Genomic DNA, 18002 nt, shown 5'->3' with positions numbered 1-18002 from the left:
TTGGTGCGGTGGATATAATACACTGCGTAGAAAAAAGGAGGCAGAAGCGTGAAAAAATTAATCGCGTTGGTCGCAAGTGCCGTTATGTTTTTTGCCTTACTTGGGAGCTTAGGGTTTGAATCCACAAAGGCGGAAGTACAATTGAGCACTGAAAAAGAAACGAAGTCCGTGCGTACTCATGCCAGTACAGTGGAAGATCTCTTAGATGACCAAGGAATTAAAGTGGAACCACATGATGAATTATCACACAACCTTGACGATACAATTACAACAGGAATGCAAATAGACTATCAATCTGCTAAACAAGTTACTGTGAAAGTGGATGATAACACCGAGCAATATTACACAACAGCCGATACCGTACAACAATTCTTCGAAGCAGAAGGCATCTCCATTGAAGAACGAGATGAAATGTCTCATGAACAAGCATCCTCTATTCAAGACGGCATGGAGATTCAGGTTCAAAAGGCGTTTCAGGTCGCTTTAAATGATGGTGGTGAAACTTCTGAGGTCTGGACGACGGCAAACACCGTAAGTGATTTCTTAAAACAGCAGAAGATCTCTCTTAAAGAACTTGATCGGTTAAAACAGAAAGATACGGCTTCATTGTCAAAAGAGCAAAATGAAGTCACGATCACTCGAGTAGAGAAGGTTACAGATGTTATAGAAGAACAGGTGGATTATGCAGTCGTCAAACGTAACGACAAATCCTTGGCTAAGGGGAAAGAAAAGGTCGTTCAAGACGGTGAAGAGGGCCAAGTTGTAAAGCACTATGAAGTGACGTTAGAAAATGGCGAAGAAGTAGAGCGAAAACTAATTAAAGAAGAGAATAAGAAGGATAGCAAAGATAAAATTGTTGCTGTTGGGACTAAAGTACAACAAGTTCAACAGGCTCAACCATCGCAACAAGCACAATCTCAACCTTCCCGCAGTAACAGTTCATCGGGAGTGCAAAAAACATTATACATGCAAGCAACAGCGTATACAGCTTACTGCACAGGGTGTAGTGGTGTGACATCTACAGGAATTAACCTTCGTGCTAACCCAAATCAAAAGGTTATTGCCGTTGACCCTAATGTAATTCCATTAGGATCAAAGGTATGGGTTGAAGGGTATGGATATGCAATAGCGGGAGACCAAGGGTCAGCAATTAAGGGGAATCGCATTGATCTATTTATGTCTGATAAGGGTGCTGCCCTAAATTATGGTCGCCGTGGTGTGCAAGTTAAAGTATATGGGAATTAAAGCAGAGGATTATACCTCTGCTTTTTTTATTGAAGTGCTTAGTATGTACGTATCCATATTATATGCTCATTATGGCTATTTTCTCCTCTTGTCGAACAAAAAAATTAAAGTATTCTAAAAATTGTTTCACGTGAATCATTTTGTCTAAACATGGGAGAGGACAAACAGATTGTGTTTTATTTTAATGCATGGACGTGTTATAACTAAAAAAGATACCGTAATCGGGAGGATACAATGATAATAAAAGAAGTAATTGTGGTTGAGGGAAGAGATGACACCGTCAACATAAAAAGAGCGGTAGAAGCGGATACAATCGAAACGAATGGTTCAGCTGTTAACGAGGATACGATTACAAAGATTCGTCATGCTCAAGAAAAACGTGGGGTTATTATTTTTACAGATCCTGACTCCCCGGGAGAGCGAATCCGGACAATTGTTTCTCAGTCTGTACCTGGTTGTAAACATGCTTTTCTACCTAAAGAGCAAGCACTAGCTAAACATAGCAAAGGTGTTGGTGTGGAGCATGCCACACCTGAAGATATTCGTGAAGCCTTAAAGAGCGTTTATAGTATAACGGATACCTATGAGACGACCATAGAACAAGCGGATTTGGTTCGTTATGGCCTTCTTGGAGGCAAGGGAGCTAAAGCAAGGCGCGAACGGTTAGGGACAAAGCTAAAGATTGGCTACACAAATGGAAAGCAATTGTATAAACGTCTTGTTATGTTTCAGATTACAAGAGAGGAATTTATTGCAGCAATGGAAGTTATTATTCAGGAGGAAGAAGAATGAGCGATTATAAAGCAATAGCAACACCCGTCCGAACGAAGGCGATTTTAGAGAAGTATGGGTTTTCTTTTAAAAAGAGCCTGGGTCAAAACTTCTTAATTGATGCGAATACGTTGGAAAATATCGTTAACCATGCAGGTGTCACAAGAGAAAGTGGTGCTATTGAAATTGGGCCGGGGATCGGTGCTTTAACAGAACAGTTGGCTCGTAAGGCGGATAAAGTGCTAGCGTTTGAAATTGATCAACGCCTTTTACCGATTTTAGACGATACTTTACATGACTATGATAATGTATCTGTCATTCACCAGGATATTTTGCAGGCTAATGTTCAAGAGACCATACGGGAATATTTCAAGGAAGGTCAGCCTGTTCATGTGGTAGCCAATTTACCTTATTACATTACGACACCAATATTAATGAACTTATTAATGGAACGCTTACCGATTGAGAGTATAACGGTTATGATTCAAAAGGAAGTAGCTGATCGCATGGCCGCCTCTCCAAATAGTAAGGCTTATGGTTCTTTATCCATTGCTGTTCAATATTACACGGAAGCTAAGGTGGTTATGGATGTTCCAAGAACGGTATTCATGCCTCAGCCAAATGTCGGTTCAGCTGTTCTACGTTTAGCAATGAGAGATGAACCACCTGTGTCAGTAGACAATGAGCCATTCTTCTTTGATCTTGTTCGGGCTTCGTTTGGGCAACGCCGCAAAACGATCATGAACAACTTAAGTCGTCACTTTAAAGATCGGTTCAGTAAAGATGATATTAGAGATGTCTTAGAGAAAAGTGATATTGAGGGAAGACGTAGAGGTGAATCTCTGTCTATAGAAGAGTTCGCTCGTTTAGCAAATACATTTTATAGAGCATTGTAATCGGGCACATTTCCTTCCTTTCCACATAGGCTATTTTAGAATGGTTTGTGTGAGGAGGCAGGAAGATGATAAACAGGGGAGATTTAGTTACACGAACCTCCTACAAACATGATGTTTTATTTCGAGTTCAGGATATTCAAGAGAATAGAGTTCTTTTGTACGGGGAAGAAATTCGTCTTGAAGCTGATGCTCCACTGTCTGATTTAGTAAGAGTGAAATCAGATGACTTAAAGCGTCGTAAAAAGGAAGCGAAAGAAAAGGAAGACTATTCATATCGTTTATTTCGGCAAGATTATCAATTAATGCGCCAGAAGCGTGACTATGAAGCCTCTGGTGGATACCAACACCAAAATGCGTATTTTCAACTTCCATCGCGCGTTCTTCACTTAGATGGAGATCGTCTCTATTTAAAGAAATGCATCGATTTGTACCAACAGCTCGGCTTGCAGGTTCACGGCGTTCATTTAAGTGAGAAAGATATGGCACATGAGATTGGGGATTTAATCGATAAAATCAATCCAGATGTTGTCGTCATTACGGGGCATGATTCTTATTCGAAAAGTAAAGGGAACAAGCATGATTTACGTGCTTATAGAAACTCGAAATATTATGCCGAGGCAGTGAGAGAGGCAAGAAGGAAGGTACCTCACCTTGATCAATTGGTGATCTTTGCAGGTGCTTGTCAGTCTCACTTTGAATCTTTAATAAGGGCGGGAGCGAATTTCGCAAGTTCCCCTTCCCGTATCAATATTCATGCCCTGGACCCTGTCTATATAGTAGCTAAGATCAGCTACACCTCATTCATGGATAAAGTAAATGTTTGGGATGTTATTCGTAACACCTTAACAGGGGAAAAAGGTATTGGGGGAGTCGATACACGTGGACTCATGAGAACGGGGATGCCTTATGAATCTGAGGATGAGGAAGAACAAGATAATCCTTTTCAACACCCATTATCATAATGGGTGTTTTTTGATTGAATAAAATCCCTGGAATGATTTTGAGTTAGGTTGGAATAGCATGAGAAAAGGTGCGAGCAGAGAGAATCGAGTCGAATCTTGCCACTTTCATACATAATTTTGTCAGATCAAAGAAACACTACAAATAGATAAAAAGAAAAGGTCGTATTTCATTGACATTAAAAATAACATACTGCTATAATATAAAGTTTTATTGACTGAAAAGACAAGCGTATGTTATAGTATAATTAGTGAGGTGGAGTGTAGTGGCAAAAACGTTAGCAGAAATCAAACAGTCTCTCGATGGGCAAATTGGGAAACGGTTAACATTGAAAGCTAATGGTGGTAGACGTAAAACCATCGAACGAAGTGGTGTATTAGCTGAAACATATCCTTCTGTTTTTATTGTAGAACTTGACCAAGAAGAGAACGCTTATGAACGCGTCTCTTATAGCTATGCTGATGTACTTACTGAAACAGTAGAGCTAAACTTTGGTGAGGATCTAAGCAGAATGATGTTAGGGGAGCAGTAAACCTTGGTTTACTGCTTTTTACTTGCCCTTAAACTAAACATAACATAACTTTTTTCTTTCTGATGGAGAAGACAATAGCAAAGATTGCTTTCATTGCCATTATTCATCTAGACTACACCATCGGAATATACATATGCTAAACGTGTCGTACAAACATAATGAAGGGAGCTGTTTTCCTTGGGTAAACGTCGAGGCTACATGTCTGACAGGCTTAAAGAGGAAATCGCAAGGGAGTTAGGTTTTTACGACACAATTGAAAAGGAAGGCTGGGGTGGAATTACAGCACGAGATGCTGGAAACATCACCAAACGCGCCATCCAAAAAGCACAAGAACAAATGATGAGGGACAAGACCTAACGACAGGGGCTTGTCCCCCTTTTGTTGTACGGGGCGAATAGATTGATCTGAGGCTTTTTAAAGCTTTGTATATACAAAAAGGTCATAGATATAGAGGCTCTGAGTCCTTTTTAAGAAGTTTACCAAGCAAAAGGTCACTGATTGAGGGGGTCACTGACCTTTTAGAGGTCTTTATTATGTAAAGGGTCACAGACAAAGGGGATCGCTAACCTTTCTGAGGTATTTATTAGATGAAACGTCACAGATTAAACTTTCTGCAGTCGCTAGCGCTTTTCATGATGTCTAGCTCCGGCGGGTAGAGGCTAGCGCGATAAGCAAACCACCTGCAGTGGCTGATCGCCACTTCCGGCAGCTTGCTTATCCGTACGGCCCTGACCGACCCGCCTGCGCTTTTCATGGTGTCCAGCTCCGGCTCCTAGCCCCTAGCGAGATAAGCCATCTTTTCTCCAAAGGCTAACCGCCTTTTCCGAAAAGCTGTCTTATCCGTACGGGGCTGAACAGTCGCCTGCGCTTTTCATTTAATTATGATACAATTTATCCATAATTAATGCGAAGAAGCAGGTGATGGTATGCGTTTTTTGGAGAAGGCGCCGGCTAAGATTAATTTAGCGTTGGATGTTTTGTATAAGCGTCCGGATCAGTATCATGAAGTGGATATGATTATGACGACGATTGATTTGTCTGATCGCATTGAGTTAAGTCCTTTGAGAACTGATGAGATTCTGATTGTTTCGGAAAATCGGTTTGTTCCGAGTGATCATCGTAATCTTGCTTTTCAGGCTGCTCAAGTATTGAAAGATATGTATGGCATCAGGGAAGGTGTGGAGATTTATATTGAAAAACAGATTCCTGTAGCTGCTGGTCTTGCGGGTGGTAGTAGTGATGCTGCGGCAGTTCTGAGAGGGCTGAACCGGTTGTGGCAGTTGGATTTAAGTTTGGAAGAACTAGCGGATATTGGCGCTCGTATTGGTTCTGATGTCTCGTTTTGTGTTCATGGTGGGACAGCAAGGGCGACAGGGAGAGGTGAGAAGATCGAGAAGTTACCGGCTCCTCCGGCTTGCTGGGTGGTGTTAGCCAAACCAACTATTGGTGTTTCTACTCAAGCCATTTACGAAAATTTAAACTTAGATCAAGCAAGTCATCCTGATATACCTGCCATGATAGAGGCGCTAAAGCAGGAAGATTATCAGGGGATCTGTGATCGAGTTGGGAATGTGTTAGAGCCTGTTACGGTCCAATTGCACAGTGATGTTCAACAGATCAAAGAGCATATGCATGAATTTGGAGCAGATGCGGTTCTTATGAGCGGTAGTGGACCGACGGTGTTTGGATTGGTTCAACATGAATCTCGTGCTCAGCGTATTTACAATGGTTTGCGAGGATTTTGTGATGAAGTGTACGTTGTTCGTATGCTTGGAGGCCGAGTTCCCCTTGATTAAAACCGTATAAAACTGTTATATTAAATGAAAATATTCGGTTTTTGAGGTGTGGATATGAAAAGAAGTGAACGATTGGTCGGAATGACATATTATTTATTGGAACATCCCCAACAACTTGTTTCTTTGCCCTTCTTTACAGAGGCTTATGATGCAGCAAAATCCTCAGTGAGTGAGGATCTGGGAATTATTAATCAAATGTTTCAAAAGCAGGGCATTGGAGAGTTGCTGACTGTAGCTGGTGCTGCGGGAGGAGTGAAATTCATCCCGTTTAACTCTCAGGAAAATAGTGAAAGTTTTGCGGATCTATTGGCAAAGCAATTAGAAGATCCTGAGCGTTTATTGCCAGGTGGATACTTATTTATGAGCGATCTCTTAGGGGATCCGGAAACGATTCGAAATATCGGTCGCTTGTTTGCTACGCATTTTTCGGATCAAAATGTGGATGTTATCATGACAGTCGCAACCAAAGGGATTCCGTTAGCTTATGCTGTTGCATCATTCCTAAATGTTCCTGTGGTTATTGTGCGACGTGATCCGAAAGTTACAGAAGGATCAACGGTGAGTATTAATTATGTATCAGGCTCATCAAGAAAGATTCAAACGATGGTTTTACCTAAGCGTAGCCTTCAAAAAGGTGCTAATGTCTTGATTATTGATGACTTTATGAAAGCTGGGGGCACAATAGACGGGATGAAGAGCTTGTTGGCTGAATTTGAAGCCAACGTAGCAGGAATCGGCGTTCTGGCTGAAGCAGAAGATGAAGACGAGGAACGCGTGGTGCAGGATTATGTTTCTTTACTTCAAATAAATAACGTAGATATTAAAGAGAAGAAAATCGAAGTTCACAGAGGTACCATATTCAAATCGTGATAAAAGAAGAATGCACATCGTGCATTCTTCTTTTTGTATAATAGAGTAAATTCGGTTGAATAAGGACAAAAAGAGCTTAATGTTCATACAAAGGAATTAATATTTTGGATATTGTTAGAAAAACTTAATTTTTTTTATATTTAAGAAGGAATTTAAGTAGTTTTGTTGAATATTGGTAAATAAGTTCCTATGGATAAAGGTGGTGACTAATAATGGAAGTAACTGACGTGAGACTACGACGCGTTAATACTGAAGGAAGAATGCGAGCAATTGCTTCTATTACGTTGGATGGTGAATTTGTTGTTCACGACATTCGAGTAATTGATGGCAACAATGGTTTGTTTGTAGCGATGCCGAGCAAACGTACTCCAGATGGAGAATTTCGTGATATTGCCCATCCAATTAACTCTGGCACACGTGGAAAGATTCAAGACGCTGTGTTAGAAGAGTATCATCGAGCGGGACAAGTTGAAGAAGAAGTGGAGTATGAAGAAGCTGGAGCTTCCTAATGCTTTGCAAGAAACACCAGGAGTCTAATCACAGATTAGGCTTCTTTTTTATGATAGAATATTGTTATGGAAATTTATTACATATATGTGGTGGATATAGGAGAGTAGTTGTGCTGATCCCTCTAAAAGTCCTGCATAATAAGCTGTGAAGCCGTTCTCATAATCTTTTCTTTGTTGAAAATAGTACGGTTTTAAGATATATTCGTAATGGATAAAAAGGATGGAGGTTTCTTCATGAATAATCGCTATGCTATTGTATTGGCAGCCGGGCAAGGGACACGTATGAAATCGTCTCTAACGAAAGTATTGCATCCTGTATGCGGTAAGCCTATGGTACAACATGTAATTGATCAATTATCGTCACTTCAACTAGATGAAATTATAACAGTAGTTGGGCGTAGTGCTGATGAGGTTCGGAACCAAATCGGTACAAAAAGCCAATTTGTTGTTCAAGAGGAGCAACTAGGAACAGGACATGCGGTTCAACAAGCTGAGCCAATCCTTGGAACTAACAAAGGTACAACACTTGTTGTAGCGGCTGACACCCCATTACTCACGGCTGAAACACTTGAGTCCGTTTTCCAATATCATGAACAAGAGCAAGCTAAAGTAACCGTTCTAACAGCTCATGCTGAAGACCCAAGTGGGTACGGACGAGTAATCCGCGATGAACAAGGTGATGTTGCTCGTATTGTTGAACATAAAGATGCTTCTCCAAAAGAGCAAGAGGTTCAAGAGATTAATACGGCAATCTATTGTTTTGATAACGAGGCTCTATTTGAATCTCTTCAAAACGTTTCGAATGACAATGCCCAGGGAGAGTACTACCTGCCAGATGTTATTGAAATCTTAAAGAACAATGGTGAAAAGATTGCAGCCTATCAATCGAAAAACTTCGATGAAACATTAGGTGTAAATGACCGTGTTGCTTTATCGCGTGCTGAGAAAGCTATGCGCCGTCGTATTAATGAAGGTCATATGCGTAATGGTGTAACTCTAATTGATCCCGATCAAACGTATATTGGGCTAGATGTTAAAATTGAACAAGATGCTATTCTCTATCCTGGTAGTGTACTTGAAGGTAATACCTATATAGCTACAGGAGCTGAGATTGGTCCTCATTCTGAAATTAATAATTGTACAGTTGGACAAGATACAACTATTAAACAAAGTGTGGCTCACGAGAGTCATATTGGCAATCGTGTACAAATTGGCCCATACGCTCACATTCGTCCGGCGTCAACTCTTTCTGATGATGTAAAGGTCGGGAACTTTGTAGAGTTAAAGAAAGTTTCCTTTGGTGAAGGTAGTAAGGCCTCGCACTTAAGTTATATCGGAGATGCCGAGGTTGGTAGTGGTGTGAATATCGGCTGTGGCACCATTACTGTAAATTATGATGGTCAGAATAAACATTTAACAACAATTCAAGATGACGCATTTATTGGATGTAACTCTAATTTAGTTGCACCTGTTACGGTGGGTAACGGTGCTTATGTAGCGGCGGGTTCCACCATCACAGATGATGTACCGGACCGCGCTTTATCTATTGCTCGCTCTCGTCAGACGAACAAGGATGGCTACGCAGATAAAATAAATCAAGCGAAAAAAGATTAATGGAGGTTTTTTAGCGATGGCTACTTCTCAATATAAGGATCCAGCTTTAAAGGTTTTTTCACTTAATTCAAACCCAACTCTTGCTCAAGAAATTGCAGAAAACATTGGTACAGAATTAGGAAAGTGTACAGTAACAAGTTTTAGTGATGGAGAAGTACAAATTAATATTGAAGAAAGTGTACGTGGGTGTGACGTATACGTTATTCAATCAACTTCAGAGCCAGTAAACCAACATATTATGGAGTTACTCATTATGATTGATGCATTGAAGCGTGCCTCTGCTCGCTCAATCAACATCGTAATGCCATACTATGGTTATGCGCGTCAGGATCGTAAAGCACGCTCTCGTGAGCCAATTACATCCAAGCTAGTCGCGAACCTTCTTCAAACTGCTGGAGCAAGCCGTGTCATCATGCTAGACTTACACGCTCCTCAGATCCAAGGTTTCTTCGATGTTCCAATTGATCATCTAGTAGGTGTGCCGCTTCTTTCTGACTACTTCGAAGAGAAGAACTTTGACGATGTTGTCATCGTTTCCCCTGACCATGGTGGCGTGACGCGTGCGCGTAAGATGGCAGACCGTTTGAAAGCTCCAATTGCGATTATTGATAAGCGACGTCCTCGTCCAAACGTTTCTGAAGTCATGAACATTGTTGGTAATATTGAAGGAAAAACAGCGATTTTAATTGATGATATTATTGATACAGCAGGTACGATTACGCTAGCAGCAAACGCTCTTATCGAAAATGGAGCAAAAGAAGTATATGCTTGTTGTACACACCCTGTTCTATCAGGACCGGCAATTGAGCGAATCGACAACTCTAAAATTAAAGAGCTTGTTGTAACCAATACGATTCCTCTAAAAGATGAAAAACGAATTGATAAGATTACGGAGCTTTCTGTAGGGGAGCTTATCAGTGAAGCGATCACTCGCGTTCACGAGCGTAAATCAATCAGTGTATTATTTGATTAATTTACCTTTTTTCTAAAAATAAGGTTTACGCCCTCTTGAAAAGGGAATTATAAATCATTAGAAGCTTTATAATTCTTTGGAGGGTGATAAACGTGGCAGTAACAGTTAAAGCGAATACGAGAAATGATTTCAAACGTTCGACTAAAAATGAGCTTCGTAAGTCCGGACTGGTTCCAGCAGTTGTTTATGGAAAAGACAAAGAACCAATTGCGGTATCGGTGAACAGCTTAGAATTATTAATGACAGTACGTGATGAAGGGAAAAACGCTATTATTTCCCTTGATATAGAAGGTAAAAAGCCAGTAGACGTAATGTTACATGATTATCAAATTGAGCCGATTCGTAACGAACTATATCATGCTGACTTCTATATGGTTGATATGAGTCAAGAAATTGATGTAGAGGTAGCGATTCATTTAGAAGGGGATGCACAGGGCGTGAAAGATGGTGGGATTCTATCTCAACCACTTCATGAACTAGCAATTCGCGCTAAGCCGAATAATATTCCTGAAGAGATTACTTTAGATGTATCAAACCTAGAAGTTGGGGACAGTCTTCTTGTAAGTGATGTGAAAGCTGGTAATAACTATGAAATCACACAAGATGAGACCACAACGATTGTTACCATCTTACCTCCACAAACTGAGGAAGTTGTCGAGCCAGGCGAAACTCAAGATGGAGATGTTGAACCAGAAGTCATTAATCAAAAAGATGATGACGAAGAAGAAGAGAGCAAAGAATCCTAACATTCTTCGGTTAGATATGAGGCGTAACCCAAAAGGTTACGTCTCTTTTTACACGTAAAGAAGGATTCTATGAAAGAATTGAAGAAGTAAAAGAGCAATGCTTTAGACTCTTCTTTTTCGCTTATAATAAGATATAAGAAGAACGAATCAAGATGTACAAAAGAAGAGAGTGATTAGATGAAATGTATTATTGGACTTGGGAATCCAGGGCCTAAATTTGAAGACACGCGTCATAATATTGGTTTTATGGTTATTGATGAACTGTTAAGACGACATAATTGGAAGTTAGATAAAGAAAAGTATAAAGGGCAGCATACAGTCGAACGTCTTGGTGGTGAGAAGGTTATGCTTCTTAAACCCCTTACTTACATGAATCTTTCTGGAGAGGCTATACGCCCTTTAATGGAGTACTATGATTTGGACCCAGAAGATATAGTGGTCATCTATGATGATTTAGACTTACCACCTGGTAAGGTTCGTTTACGTCAAAAAGGTGGTCATGGAGGCCATAACGGCATTCGATCTACCATTGACCAATTAGATACGAAAGAGTTCCCGCGGATAAGAATTGGCGTTGGGCGCCCTAGTGGACCGATGCCAGTACCTGATTATGTTTTGGGGAAATTCCAAGGGGAAGATAAAGCCGCGGCTGAAGAGAGTATTCAAAAAGCTGCTGATGCGTGTGAAGCTTGGATGGAGAAGGGTTTCTTAGAAGTTATGAATGAGTTTAATAAATAACCTAGGACGACAGGGCTGGTGTGAACTCGTATATGGCCTTTATATTTCGGGCAAACTAGTGGCAAATAACTAGTTTTAGGAGGATATAAATGGCCGTTAAATACCAATGTCGTCATTGTAAGAAGGAATTAGGAGAGCTGTCACAAGACGTGCTTGATTCCGTTGAACTTGGGCTTAATTCTCTAAATGAGGAGGAGCTTTTAGATATGGTGAGCTATCACGAGAACGGTGATGTGATGGTACGCACTATATGTGAAGATTGCCAAGAATCGTTAGAAGAAAATCCTCACTATCATGAACTTGATTTCTTTATTCATTAAGTTTACATGTTCGCTTTGGTAAATGAGCCAAAGCATTTTTGTATGGAGTGTGAGGATTAAGGGGGGTACAGATTGCAAGGACTTAAGCAATTTCTAACACAACAAGATGATATCCACTCCATTATATCGGGGTTTTCATCAGGCATGAAAGAACAGTTTGTTTCGGGGCTGTCAGGTTCTTCAAGAGGAGTGTTAATTTCACTCCTTGAAGAATCTGCTAAGCGCCCTGTTTTAGTTGTTACTCATCAGCTCATGCAAGCACAGCAGTTATACGAAGATTTATTGGGCTTAACGGAGGCTGATCAAGTTCACTTATATCCAGTGAATGAATTAATTGCCTCAGAAATCGCAGTGGCTAGTCCTGAGCTTAGAAGTGAACGAATAGAGGCGTTAAATCATTGGTCACAAAGTAAATCAGGAATTCTAATTGCCCCTGTTGCAGCACTTAAACGAATTTTGCCGCCAACATCTTATTGGGAGAACTACCAACTCCCGTTTAAAGTAGGCGAAGTCATTGAAATAGATCATTATATGAAGCAATTGATCGACATGGGTTATGAGCGTGCTGATATGGTATCTGCTCCAGGAGAGTTTAGTATGCGTGGTGGCATTATGGATATTTATCCATTAACTCAACCTAACCCATTACGGATCGAATTCTTCGATGATGAAGTAGATTCCATACGATATTTCGATTCTGAGAGTCAACGCTCTTTAGAAAAGGTGAATAATGTAACGATTGGTCCAGCTAGTGAACTCTTGTTAACAGATGAAGATTTGGCAAGAGCTGCCGAGAACCTTGAAAGAGCTTTTGCGGATTCCCTTAAGAATCTTAAATCACCTGAACTTAAAGAAACTTTATCTGAGAATATTGAGAGAGATATCGAAAGACTGAAGCAACGCGAGCGTTTTCAGGAGATGTATAAGTATATTTCTCTCTACTATGAGGAGTCTGCTAGTTTACTAGATTATTTACCTGATAATGGGTTAATGGTCTTTGATGAAATGAGTCGTATCCAAGAAACCGCTACACGTTTAGATGAAGAAGAGGCTGAATGGTATAGCAGTCTGTTGGAATCAGGGCAAATGGTTAGAGATTTATCGATCTCTTACAATTGGTCTGATGTTTGGCATTCCATACACCACCCGCGTCTATATATGTCTGTATTCTTACGTCATATCCCTAATACCCAACCAGAAAATATCGTGAACATTTCCTGTAGAGCCATGCAACAATTCCATGGACAAATGAATTTATTGCAAACAGAGATGGAACGATGGCAAAAAGGGGACTATTCTGTTTTAGTAGTGGCGCCAAATGAAAGTCGAGCTGAGAAAATTCAAGCTGTTTTGGAAGACTATGATATGGAAGCTGTTGTTTCTGAAAGAGAACCGTCCCTACCTTTGACACATGCAACCATTGTAGTGGGTCACCTTACTACAGGATTTGAGCTGCCGATGCATAAAGTAGCCGTATTGACAGAAAATGAACTATTTAAAAAGCGTTCTACACGACCTAAGAGAAAGAAAAAGATTTCAAATGCTGAACGCATTAAGAGTTATCAAGACTTAAAAGTTGGTGACTATGTTGTTCATGCTCACCACGGTATAGGAAAGTACTTAGGAATCGAGACGCTTGAGTTGAACGGGCTACATAAAGACTATATGCTCGTAAAGTACTCGGGGGATGACAAGCTCTACGTTCCTATTGACCAAATCGACCTAGTGCAGAAATACGTAGGTTCAGAAAGTAAAGAACCTAAACTCTATAAACTAGGTGGAAGCGAGTGGAAAAAGGTAAAGAGTCGTGTTCAATCATCTGTTGAAGATATCGCAGATGACTTAATTAAGCTGTATGCAGAACGAGAAGCGACTAAAGGTTATGCTTTCGGGGAAGACACAGAGATGCAGAGAGAGTTTGAAGCAGCGTTCCCTTATCAGGAAACAGAAGACCAAATCCGCTGTATTGAAGAAATCAAAACCGACATGGAGAAGGTACGCCCTATGGATCGTCTTCTATGTGGAGATGTTGGGTACGGAAAAACAGAAGTAGCTATTCGTGCAGCTTTCAAGGCCATTGCAGATGGTAAGCAAGTCGTTATTCTAGTTCCGACAACGATATTAGCCCAACAGCACTATGAAACGATTCGCGAACGATTTCAGGAGTTCCCAATTGAAATTGGTTTGTTAAGTCGATTTAGGACCCGTAAACAGCAAAAAGAAACAACAGAAGGCTTAGAAAATGGCACTGTTGATCTTGTGGTCGGAACCCACCGTATTTTATCTAAAGATATTAAGGTGAAAGAATTAGGGTTATTGATTGTCGATGAAGAACAGCGCTTTGGAGTAAAGCATAAAGAGAAAATTAAGCAAATGAAGACCAATGTGGATGTCTTAACACTTACAGCCACCCCGATTCCAAGAACGCTTCATATGTCGATGTTAGGCGTTCGTGATTTATCGGTTATAGAAACGCCTCCTGAGAACCGCTTCCCAATTCAGACGTATGTGCTTGAATACAATCATGTGTTTATACGGGAAGCCATTGAACGGGAATTAGCCCGCGGAGGACAAGTCTTCTTCTTATACAACCGTGTAGAAAATATTGAGCGGATGGCAGAAGAAATATCAGCGTTAGTTGATGAAGCACGTGTGACATATGCTCATGGCCAAATGAATGAATCAGAACTTGAAAATGTAATGTTCAGCTTCCTTGAAGGTGAGTCAGATGTGCTCGTATCTACCACCATTATTGAGACCGGAGTAGACATTCCGAACACAAACACGCTAATTGTTTATGATGCAGACCGCATGGGACTTAGTCAGCTTTATCAATTGAGAGGTCGTGTGGGTCGTTCGAATCGTGTGGCCTACGCTTACTTTACTTATCAGAAAGATAAAGTCTTGTCAGAAGTGGCAGAAAAGCGACTTCAGGCAATCAAGGAATTCACAGAGCTTGGTTCAGGCTTTAAGATTGCGATGCGGGACTTATCAATACGTGGAGCAGGTAACCTACTTGGATCACAGCAGCACGGATTTATTGATTCCGTTGGATTTGATATGTACTCTCAAATGTTAAATGATGCGATAGAAGCAAAACAGCAAGGGAAAGAAGTGGAGGAAACCAAACCATTCGAACCTGAGCTTACTCTTAATTTAGATGCTTATATTCCAGACTCTTATATTTCAGATGAGAAACAAAAGATTGATATGTACAAACGATTCCAATCCATTGAATCACAAGAAGACCTCCATGATTTACGGGAAGAGATGATTGATCGCTTCAGTGATTACCCTGAACAAGTCGAGAATTTATTCCAAGTCGCTGTCTTAAAGCTTGCAGCTAAAAAGGAACGTGTGGAATCGATTAGTGAGAAGAAGCAAAAAATTGAACTGCTTATGGAAGCGGAAGCGAGTCAACGTATCGATGGTGCTAAATTATTTGAATTGGCCAATCAATATGGACGTATGATTCAACTTGGCACAGAAGGTCAGCAATTAAAAGTGGCCTTTAAATGGGATCGTAATACAGCGCATCAACGTTATAAGACGATAGAAGAATTCCTGCAACAATTGCCAGAAGCCAAGGGTTCTGCTTGATAAAAATGTGAAGCAATATACGTAACTTTACTGTACAAAATGAGCCTCACTTTGAAGATTTTGATGTTTTCTACTACAAATATGAAGGAAAAATGTATAGTTCTGACTTTGAGAAAAATACTATACCCATCAAATGGTGATTTTTGTTCTTTACAGGAAGCGATAACACATCACCAAGAGAATAATCATCAGATGAAAGTGAGGCTTCATGGAATGAAAGCAACTGGTATCGTAAGACGTATTGATGATTTAGGTCGGGTAGTAATCCCGAAAGAAATTCGTAGAACCCTGCGCATTAGAGAAGGGGATCCTTTAGAAATCTTTGTTGATCGTGAAGGAGAAGTTATTTTAAAGAAGTATTCACCCATTAGCGAGCTTGGAGATTTTGCAAAGGAATATGCTGATGCACTATTTGACTCACTTGGTCATCCTGTCCTTATTTGTGATCGTGACGAATTTATTGCCGTTTCAGGTGGGTCGAGAAAAGAGTATCTGAATAAAAGCATAGGGCAAAAAGTTGAACAAGCCATTCAAGATCGCGTCGTCTTAACAGAATCAAATGAATCAACCATTGAAATTGCAGATGGTATTGATGAGACGATCTCCTCGTATGTAATAGGTCCTATTATCTCTGGTGGAGATCCAATTGGATGCGTAATGATTCTTTCGAAAGAAGGAGAAGCGTTAACCAATGTTGAACAAAAAGCGGTTGAAACAGCCGCAAGCTTTTTAGCAAAACAAATGGAATAGAATGAAAGCGAGGAGCCTCATTTGCGTAGGCTCCTTTTTTCATACATACTTATATAATGAGAATGGAAAGGTTTAGAAAGGATACATTCATGGCAGTACATAGTAAGCAACAACGATTGATGAGAGGGGCACTTTTACTAACTTTAGCTGGATTATTTGGAAAGGTGTTAAGTGCTGGTTATCGTGTCCCCCTTCAAAATATAGCGGGGGATATAGGGTTTTATATTTACCAACAAGTGTATCCGATATTGGGGATGGCTTGGATGATTTCAATATATGGGTTTCCGATGGCAATATCCTCCCTTGTAGCAAGGGCCCAGGCTCGAGGGGGATCACTTTCAGTTCGGCGCTTCTATGCGCCGGTTTTTATGGTTATGATTGGGGTTAGCCTTGTGCTCTTTTCGATCTTTTACTTTGGGTCCTCGGCTATTGCTTCATTTATGGGAGATCAGAGGCTACGCATGCCCTTACGTGTGACAGCTACGGTATTTTTACTACTTCCGTTTACTTCAATAGGAAGAGGTGTGTTTCAAGGGATAGATGAAATGACTCCGACAGCTGTGTCCCAAATGATAGAACAGGTAGTAAGAGTCCTTGTCATTATTTCAGCTACTTTGTTCTTCGTAGGTAATGGATATAACTACTATTATGTAGGATCTGGAGCAGCTTTTGGTTCCATTTTAGGAGGGCTTGCGGCATGTCTGGTGTTATCTTTCTATATCACAAAGCATAGATCCGTGCTCCTTAAACCTTCTGCCTCTTTTATTCCGATTGGCGACATCATACGAACGATGGTCCTGTCGGGCTTGTTTCTTTGCGTGAATTACATGCTGTTGTTACTGATGCAATTTGCTGATGCGTTCACCATGATCTCTTCCTTGAAGATATATGGACTTTCATTAAAGGAAGCGCAAGAAATGAAGGGAGTCTTTGATCGGGGATATCCGCTGTTGCAGTTAGGGACCGTTCTTGCATCATCACTAGCCCTTGCCATTGTTCCTTCTGTTACAAAGAAGCGCTTAGAGAACAAAACAACGGAGGTGCAGGAGAATGCCGGGCAGGCAATGAAGCTTTCTTTTTTGATCTCTATTGCAGCTTCAGTCGGCTTGTTTATACTGATGCCTGAAGTAAATGTGTTGCTCTTTACAAGCAATGAAGGAGTTATTGCTTTAAGGGTATTGTCGGTTGCCATTGTCTTCGCATCTATGACTTTGACTCTATCTTCATTATTGCAAGGGTTTGGGATTGTTTTCTTGCCAGCGTTTGCTGTGGCGATCGGAGTCATTGTGAAAGTCATTTTAAACACTGTATTTACTCCCGCTCTTGGTATTACAGGGAGTGGTCTTGCGACGTTAGTCAGTATTTGCGTCGTATTTTTAAGTAATATAATGGTCTTTAAGAAACGAATCCCTTTTTCTTTAAGAGCTTACATACCTTGGAGGGCCACCTTCTTCTCCTTAGTGGTGATGACGGTGACTATAGTCGTTGCAGGAGGAGCATATAGTCAATTTATAGAAATGCAACACAGACAGGATTATGTAGGATATTGCTTCCTTACAATTGCATTAGGTGCCTTAAGTTATGGTGTGAGTTTACTTAAATCAGGCGCTTTTACGGATAAAGAATTAGATTACTTTCCAAAGTCAACGAAATTAAAACGACTCACTAAAAGGAGGTCATGA

17 protein-coding genes are annotated in these 18002 nt (G+C 40.5%); all 17 read left to right on the top strand.

All coding sequences use genetic code 11. The features are described from left to right. The first annotated feature begins 48 nt into the window (after positions 1 to 48). The 17 genes from N780_RS17710 (at position 49) to N780_RS17630 (ending at position 18002) form a co-directional block, all read left to right on the top strand. Entirely contained in the window at positions 49 to 1245 is a 1197-nt protein-coding gene (locus N780_RS17710) for a resuscitation-promoting factor (RefSeq protein ID WP_036787237.1), read from the top strand. A 234-nt stretch (positions 1246 to 1479) separates the two neighbouring features. Further along, positions 1480 to 2037 (top strand): ribonuclease M5, encoded by a 558-nt coding sequence (gene rnmV, locus N780_RS17705; protein WP_036787235.1) that lies wholly within the window; start codon positions 1480 to 1482, stop codon positions 2035 to 2037. Further along, positions 2034 to 2912, top strand: coding sequence for a 16S rRNA (adenine(1518)-N(6)/adenine(1519)-N(6))-dimethyltransferase RsmA (rsmA, locus tag N780_RS17700; protein WP_036787233.1), 879 nt, complete (start codon positions 2034 to 2036; stop codon positions 2910 to 2912). The genes rnmV and rsmA overlap by 4 nt, the downstream gene beginning before the upstream one ends. Positions 2913 to 2977: 65 nt before the next feature. Continuing rightward, complete coding sequence (gene yabG / locus N780_RS17695; protein ID WP_036787231.1) at positions 2978 to 3874, top strand: sporulation peptidase YabG; 897 nt, start codon at positions 2978 to 2980, stop codon at positions 3872 to 3874. Positions 3875 to 4137: 263 nt separating this feature from the next. Beyond that, positions 4138 to 4404 (top strand): biofilm formation stimulator Veg, encoded by a 267-nt coding sequence (gene veg, locus N780_RS17690; RefSeq protein WP_036787229.1) that lies wholly within the window; start codon positions 4138 to 4140, stop codon positions 4402 to 4404. 177 nt (positions 4405 to 4581) lie between these two features. Continuing rightward, positions 4582 to 4761, top strand: coding sequence for a small, acid-soluble spore protein, alpha/beta type (locus tag N780_RS17685; RefSeq protein WP_036787227.1), 180 nt, complete (start codon positions 4582 to 4584; stop codon positions 4759 to 4761). Positions 4762 to 5330: 569 nt separating this feature from the next. After that, positions 5331 to 6200 carry a 4-(cytidine 5'-diphospho)-2-C-methyl-D-erythritol kinase gene (gene ispE / locus N780_RS17680; RefSeq protein WP_036787225.1) on the top strand — a complete coding sequence of 290 codons (870 nt, stop codon included), beginning with the start codon at positions 5331 to 5333 and terminating at the stop codon, positions 6198 to 6200. A gap of 54 nt (positions 6201 to 6254) precedes the next feature. Further along, positions 6255 to 7070, top strand: coding sequence for a pur operon repressor (gene purR / locus N780_RS17675; RefSeq protein ID WP_036787222.1), 816 nt, complete (start codon positions 6255 to 6257; stop codon positions 7068 to 7070). A gap of 212 nt (positions 7071 to 7282) precedes the next feature. Beyond that, positions 7283 to 7579, top strand: a complete 297-nt coding sequence (gene spoVG / locus N780_RS17670; protein ID WP_036787219.1) for a septation regulator SpoVG — start codon at positions 7283 to 7285, stop codon at positions 7577 to 7579. Positions 7580 to 7813: 234 nt separating this feature from the next. Further along, the gene (gene glmU / locus N780_RS17665; RefSeq protein WP_036787216.1) at positions 7814 to 9193 is read left to right on the top strand and encodes a bifunctional UDP-N-acetylglucosamine diphosphorylase/glucosamine-1-phosphate N-acetyltransferase GlmU; all 1380 of its coding nucleotides are present in this window, start codon (positions 7814 to 7816) and stop codon (positions 9191 to 9193) included. Positions 9194 to 9209: 16 nt separating this feature from the next. Next, entirely contained in the window at positions 9210 to 10166 is a 957-nt protein-coding gene (locus N780_RS17660) for a ribose-phosphate diphosphokinase (RefSeq protein WP_036787214.1), read from the top strand. A 92-nt stretch (positions 10167 to 10258) separates the two neighbouring features. Continuing rightward, a complete protein-coding gene (locus N780_RS17655; RefSeq protein WP_036787211.1) occupies positions 10259 to 10912 on the top strand; it encodes a 50S ribosomal protein L25/general stress protein Ctc in 654 nt (217 codons plus the stop codon). Between the two features lie 177 nt (positions 10913 to 11089). Next, positions 11090 to 11650, top strand: a complete 561-nt coding sequence (pth, locus tag N780_RS17650) for an aminoacyl-tRNA hydrolase (protein WP_036787208.1) — start codon at positions 11090 to 11092, stop codon at positions 11648 to 11650. Positions 11651 to 11739: 89 nt separating this feature from the next. Next, the gene (gene fin, locus N780_RS17645) at positions 11740 to 11970 is read left to right on the top strand and encodes an anti-sigma-F factor Fin (RefSeq protein WP_036787205.1); all 231 of its coding nucleotides are present in this window, start codon (positions 11740 to 11742) and stop codon (positions 11968 to 11970) included. Between the two features lie 72 nt (positions 11971 to 12042). Then, a complete protein-coding gene (mfd, locus tag N780_RS17640; protein ID WP_036787201.1) occupies positions 12043 to 15570 on the top strand; it encodes a transcription-repair coupling factor in 3528 nt (1175 codons plus the stop codon). Between the two features lie 213 nt (positions 15571 to 15783). Further along, positions 15784 to 16320: a stage V sporulation protein T gene (spoVT, locus tag N780_RS17635; RefSeq protein WP_036787266.1), complete on the top strand. Its 537-nt coding sequence runs from the start codon at positions 15784 to 15786 to the stop codon at positions 16318 to 16320. A gap of 89 nt (positions 16321 to 16409) precedes the next feature. After that, complete coding sequence (locus N780_RS17630; protein ID WP_036787198.1) at positions 16410 to 18002, top strand: putative polysaccharide biosynthesis protein; 1593 nt, start codon at positions 16410 to 16412, stop codon at positions 18000 to 18002.

The organism is Pontibacillus chungwhensis BH030062, assembly GCF_000770675.1.
Lineage (GTDB): Bacteria > Bacillota > Bacilli > Bacillales > BH030062 > Pontibacillus > Pontibacillus chungwhensis.
The sequence above is the reverse complement of the archived record's forward strand: the minus strand, read 5'-3'. Positions and strand labels throughout refer to the sequence as shown.

Bases quoted from the DNA above. Each gene is read 5' to 3' on its own strand.
- rsmA (WP_036787233.1), top strand. From the start codon at position 2,034: ATGAGCGATTATAAAGCAATAGCAACACCCGTCCGAACGAAGGCGATT.
- ispE (WP_036787225.1), top strand. From the start codon at position 5,331: ATGCGTTTTTTGGAGAAGGCGCCGGCTAAGATTAATTTAGCGTTGGAT.
- pth (WP_036787208.1), top strand. From the start codon at position 11,090: ATGAAATGTATTATTGGACTTGGGAATCCAGGGCCTAAATTTGAAGAC.
- rnmV (WP_036787235.1), top strand. From the start codon at position 1,480: ATGATAATAAAAGAAGTAATTGTGGTTGAGGGAAGAGATGACACCGTC.
- fin (WP_036787205.1), top strand. From the start codon at position 11,740: ATGGCCGTTAAATACCAATGTCGTCATTGTAAGAAGGAATTAGGAGAG.
- N780_RS17660 (WP_036787214.1), top strand. From the start codon at position 9,210: ATGGCTACTTCTCAATATAAGGATCCAGCTTTAAAGGTTTTTTCACTT.
- yabG (WP_036787231.1), top strand. From the start codon at position 2,978: ATGATAAACAGGGGAGATTTAGTTACACGAACCTCCTACAAACATGAT.
- N780_RS17630 (WP_036787198.1), top strand. From the start codon at position 16,410: ATGGCAGTACATAGTAAGCAACAACGATTGATGAGAGGGGCACTTTTA.
- purR (WP_036787222.1), top strand. From the start codon at position 6,255: ATGAAAAGAAGTGAACGATTGGTCGGAATGACATATTATTTATTGGAA.
- spoVT (WP_036787266.1), top strand. From the start codon at position 15,784: ATGAAAGCAACTGGTATCGTAAGACGTATTGATGATTTAGGTCGGGTA.
- spoVG (WP_036787219.1), top strand. From the start codon at position 7,283: ATGGAAGTAACTGACGTGAGACTACGACGCGTTAATACTGAAGGAAGA.
- glmU (WP_036787216.1), top strand. From the start codon at position 7,814: ATGAATAATCGCTATGCTATTGTATTGGCAGCCGGGCAAGGGACACGT.